The organism is Mesorhizobium sp. M7A.F.Ca.US.005.03.2.1, from assembly GCF_003997795.1.
Classification (GTDB): Bacteria; Pseudomonadota; Alphaproteobacteria; order Rhizobiales; family Rhizobiaceae; genus Mesorhizobium; species Mesorhizobium ciceri.
Window position 1 is genome coordinate 1 of record NZ_RZRP01000603.1, and the last position, 3936, is coordinate 3936.

The following is a 3936-nucleotide window of genomic DNA, read 5'->3' on the forward strand; positions in this document are numbered from 1 at the left end:
GTCCTGGAACACCATGCCGATGCGGCGCTTGTGCTTCGGCACGAAAATGCCGGCACCGGTATCGACCAGCACACGGCCGTCAACCTCGATGCGTCCCTTGTCGGGCCGGATCAGCCCGGCAATCATGCCGATCAGCGTCGTCTTGCCCGACCCAGACGCTCCGAACAGCGCCGTCAGCCGCCCGGCGCTTTCGAAGCGGGCGCCGATGGCGAAACCGCCCAGCCGATGGCTGATGTCGACGAGAACGCTCATTCGATGTCCAGCCGCCGGCCGACACGCCGCGCCAGCACCTCCGAAGCCACAAGTGCTGCCATGGAGATGACAATGGAAATCAGCGTCAGGCGGAGCGCCCCTTCATCGCCACCCGGCACCTGCGTGAAGGTGTAGATCGCCGACGGCAATGTCTGCGTCTCATTGGGAATGTTGGAAACGAAGGTGATGGTGGCGCCGAACTCGCCCATCGCCTTGGCGAAGGCCAGGATGGCGCCGCCGACCATGGCGCTCGACAGGTTCGGCAGGATGATGCGCCAGAAGGTCTGCCAGCCCGTGGCACCGAGATCGTAGGACGCTTCAACCAGCGTGCGGCTCATCGACTGCAGCCGCATCAGTACCGTGCGGTAGACTATCGCCAACACGAAAACCGTATGGCCGATAACGACCGTCAGCAGCGAGCGTTCGAGGCCGATCTCGCGGAAGAAGATCAGCAGCGCCAGGCCGCTGATGATCGGCGGCATCAGGAACGGCAGGAAGATGATGAACTGCAGCAGCGAGCGTCCGGAACGGCGCCCATGATAATAGAGCGCCAGCAGCGTTCCGCTGACCACCGACAGGATGACGGTGCAGACGCCGACGATCAGCGTCGTGCGCAGAGCGGCCAATATGTCGTGGTTTTCAGCCAGCGCCACATAGGTCGCAAGCGTCGGCGACGACCAGTCGACGGAGCCATGCGAAATGGTGAAGAACGACGACACGATCGGCACGAACAGCGGGCTGTAGAGCAGGACCGCAACCAGTGTCGTGATCGCGGCCAGAAAGATCGTGGACAGTCGGGGCAGGGCGCTCATACCGAAGTCCCCGGGTTGCGGCCAAAGCGTTCGCCGATGAGGATTGCGGCGATCACCACGACGGCCAGCGCCACCGACAGCGCCGCGCCGAACGGCCAGTTATAGGCCGTGCCGAACTGGCTGTAGAGGATGCGGCCGAAGGTGAAGCCGCTGATCCCGCCGACCATCTGCGGCGTCAGGAAATCGCCGATCGCCAGCACGAAGACGAAGCTCGCCGCCGAAGCGACGCCGGGCAGGCTGAGCGGCAAGGTGATGCGCAGGAAGGTCTGCAAGCCGCTCGCGCCGAGATCGTCGGATGCGCGCAGCAGCACTTGCGGAATCCGCTCCAGCGACAGGAAGATCGGCAGGATGGCGAAGGGGATCAGGAGCAGGGTCAGCGTCAAAAGGATGGCGTTCATGTTGAACACGAAAAGCGTCGACGGTTCCTGCAGAATGCCGAGCGCCACCAGTGCCTTGTTGAGGAAACCGTTGAGGCCGAGGATGCTGCGGATGGCATAGATCTTGATGACGTAGCTCATCAGCAGCGGCACCAAGAGCAGCATCAGCAAGGCGTAGCGCCAACGGCCTTTCAGCATCGTCAGGAAATAGGCGGCGGGATAGGCGAGCAGGATGCAGATGATGGCCACCGATACGCAAAGCACGATGGTGTTCCAGAACACCGGCAGAAAGACCGGATCGGTAAAGAACCTGACATAGTTGCCCAGCGACAAGCCGTAGACGATCGTGCCCTGGTCGACGCTGAAGAAGCTGTAGCCGAGGAAGATCGCCAGCGGCACCAGGACGAAGACCACTGGCAAGGCAAACGCCAGCACCGTCACCAGCAGCGACAGCCGTTTTTCCGCAGGCAGCGTCGATCCTGCTTTGCTCATGCCAGCACCAGATGGCCTTCATGCGGCGCAAAGGAAAGCGATACGGCCTCGCCGGATCTGAGCGCGCTGCCGTCGACGCGGCTCGGCACGCGCAGCCGCAAGCGTTGCGCGGCATTGTCGGCGCCGGCCGCGATGGTGGCGACGGTCGACGAGCCGGCAAAGGCCAGATCGGAGATCGTGCCGGAAAAACGGTTGTCGGTGTCCTTTGCATCCGCAAGGTGCAAGGCTTCTGGACGGAACGCGGCGTAAGCGCTGGCGCCTTCCGCTGCGGCTTTCAAATGCGGCTGGTCGCTGATCGAACAGATGAGGCGCCCGAGCGCCGTCTCGATCGATCGCAGCTCGCCCTGGACCGGTCCGAGTTTCCCGGCCACCAGATTGTTCTCGCCGAAGAAACGCGCGACGAATTCGCAATCCGGTCTGTAGTAAAGGTCGTGCGGCGTGCCGAGCTGGCGGATATGGCCGGCCTCCATGACGCAAATCCGATCGGCCATGCCGATGGCTTCTTCCTGGTCATGGGTGACGAACAGGAAGGTGGTCCTGATTTCGCGCTGGATGGACTTTAGGAACACCTGCATCTGCCGGCGCAGTTCGAGGTCGAGTGCGGCGAGCGGCTCATCGAGCAGGATCAGGCGCGGCTGGCAGATCAGCGCACGGGCGAGTGCGACGCGCTGGCGCTGGCCGCCGGAGAGCTGCGCCGGAAAGCGGTCGGCGAAACGCCCGAGCTGGACCAGTTCCAGCGCCTCCGCGACTCGGCGCGCGATTTCCTTGCGCTGGACATGGCGAACCGAAAGCCCGTAGCCGACATTGCCGGAAACGGTCAGGTGCGGGAACAGCGCATAGTCCTGAAACACGGTGTTGAACGGCCGCCGGTTGATCGGCATGCGGCTGATGTCTTGCCCATCCAGGCGTATCTCGCCCGACGTCAGCGGTTCCAGCCCGCCGATCAGCCGCAGCACCGTGGTCTTGCCGGAGCCGGAGGGTCCAAGAACGGTGAGGAACTCACCGTCCTTGATCGACAGGTCGATGTCGTGCAGCACGGGGACCGTGCCGTAGGATTTCGAGACGGACCGCAGCGTCAAGAGGTCGGTGTTCTGGTTCATGAAATACTCTCGCATACGCTTCGGCGGTCCGGAACTCCGGACCGCCGGGTCCTTCGAAGGCATGGTGCGGAAAGATCAGGGCGTTGCCTTGACCTCGTTCCACATGTCCGAACGCTTGAGCGGGTCCTCGACATTGTTGAGCCAGACCAGCTTGTCGTTGCCGCCGGCGCTGCCGGTTTCCGTCACCGTGTTGCCGAAGCCGGTGCGCTCGGAAAGCTCGCCGCCGACCTTCTTGCTCAGCATGAAATCAATCCATTTCTCGGCTGCCGCATTATCACGGACACCCTTGGAGATGACCCAGTTGTCGAGCCAGGCAAGCGCGCCCTCGCTCGGATTGACGTAGGCGACATGGGCGCCGATCTTCTGCAGCGCCTTGACCTGCTGCTGGCCGTAATTGGCCCAGATCAGGGCCACATCATTGTTCTGGTAGATCTGCTGCGCCTCGTCGGCGGTGGTGTAGAAGCTGAGCACGTTGCGCTTGAGTTCGACCAGCTTGGCCTTGACTGCAGCCATCTGCTCTTCATTGAGGTTGAACGGATCCTTGTAGCCGAGCGTCAGTGCGGTGAACGAGAAATTGTGCTCGCCATTATCATACGCCAGCACCTTGCCCTTGTAGGCCGGGTCCCACAGAACCGACATCGAGGTCGGCGCCGGCTTGACCTTGTCGGTGTCGTAGATCAGGCCGATGGAGTCGAAGCAGAACGGAATGCCGTAGACCTTGCCGTCCTTGGTCACGCCGCTGACCGCCGTCAGGTCGCGGAAGCGCGGCAGCACGTCTTTCTGGTTGGCGAGCTTGGTGACGTCGATCGGCGACACCAGGTCAGCCTTGATGTAGCGCTGCAACTGGGCGGTGTTGACAGCAAAGACGTCGAAGTCCTGGCCCTCGCTGCTCTTGATCTTGGC

At 62.7% G+C, this 3936-nt stretch carries 5 protein-coding genes; all 5 read right to left on the reverse strand.

The window, feature by feature from the left end:
* A partial coding sequence (locus tag EN991_RS26520) for an ATP-binding cassette domain-containing protein (RefSeq protein ID WP_127369875.1) occupies nt 1–252 on the reverse strand: 252 nt, incomplete at its 3' end.
* Complete coding sequence (locus EN991_RS26525) at nt 249–1064, reverse strand: ABC transporter permease subunit (RefSeq protein ID WP_127369876.1); 816 nt, start codon at nt 1062–1064, stop codon at nt 249–251. The genes EN991_RS26520 and EN991_RS26525, both read right to left, overlap by 4 nt.
* Nucleotides 1061–1933, reverse strand: coding sequence for an ABC transporter permease (locus EN991_RS26530; protein ID WP_127369877.1), 873 nt, complete (start codon nt 1931–1933; stop codon nt 1061–1063). The genes EN991_RS26525 and EN991_RS26530 overlap by 4 nt, the downstream gene beginning before the upstream one ends.
* Complete coding sequence (locus EN991_RS26535) at nt 1930–3033, reverse strand: ABC transporter ATP-binding protein (RefSeq protein ID WP_024502540.1); 1104 nt, start codon at nt 3031–3033, stop codon at nt 1930–1932. Before EN991_RS26535 ends, EN991_RS26530 begins: the two co-directional genes overlap by 4 nt.
* Nucleotides 3034–3108: 75 nt before the next feature.
* On the reverse strand, nt 3109–3936 hold an 828-nt coding region (locus EN991_RS26540; protein ID WP_127369878.1), incomplete at its 5' end, for an extracellular solute-binding protein.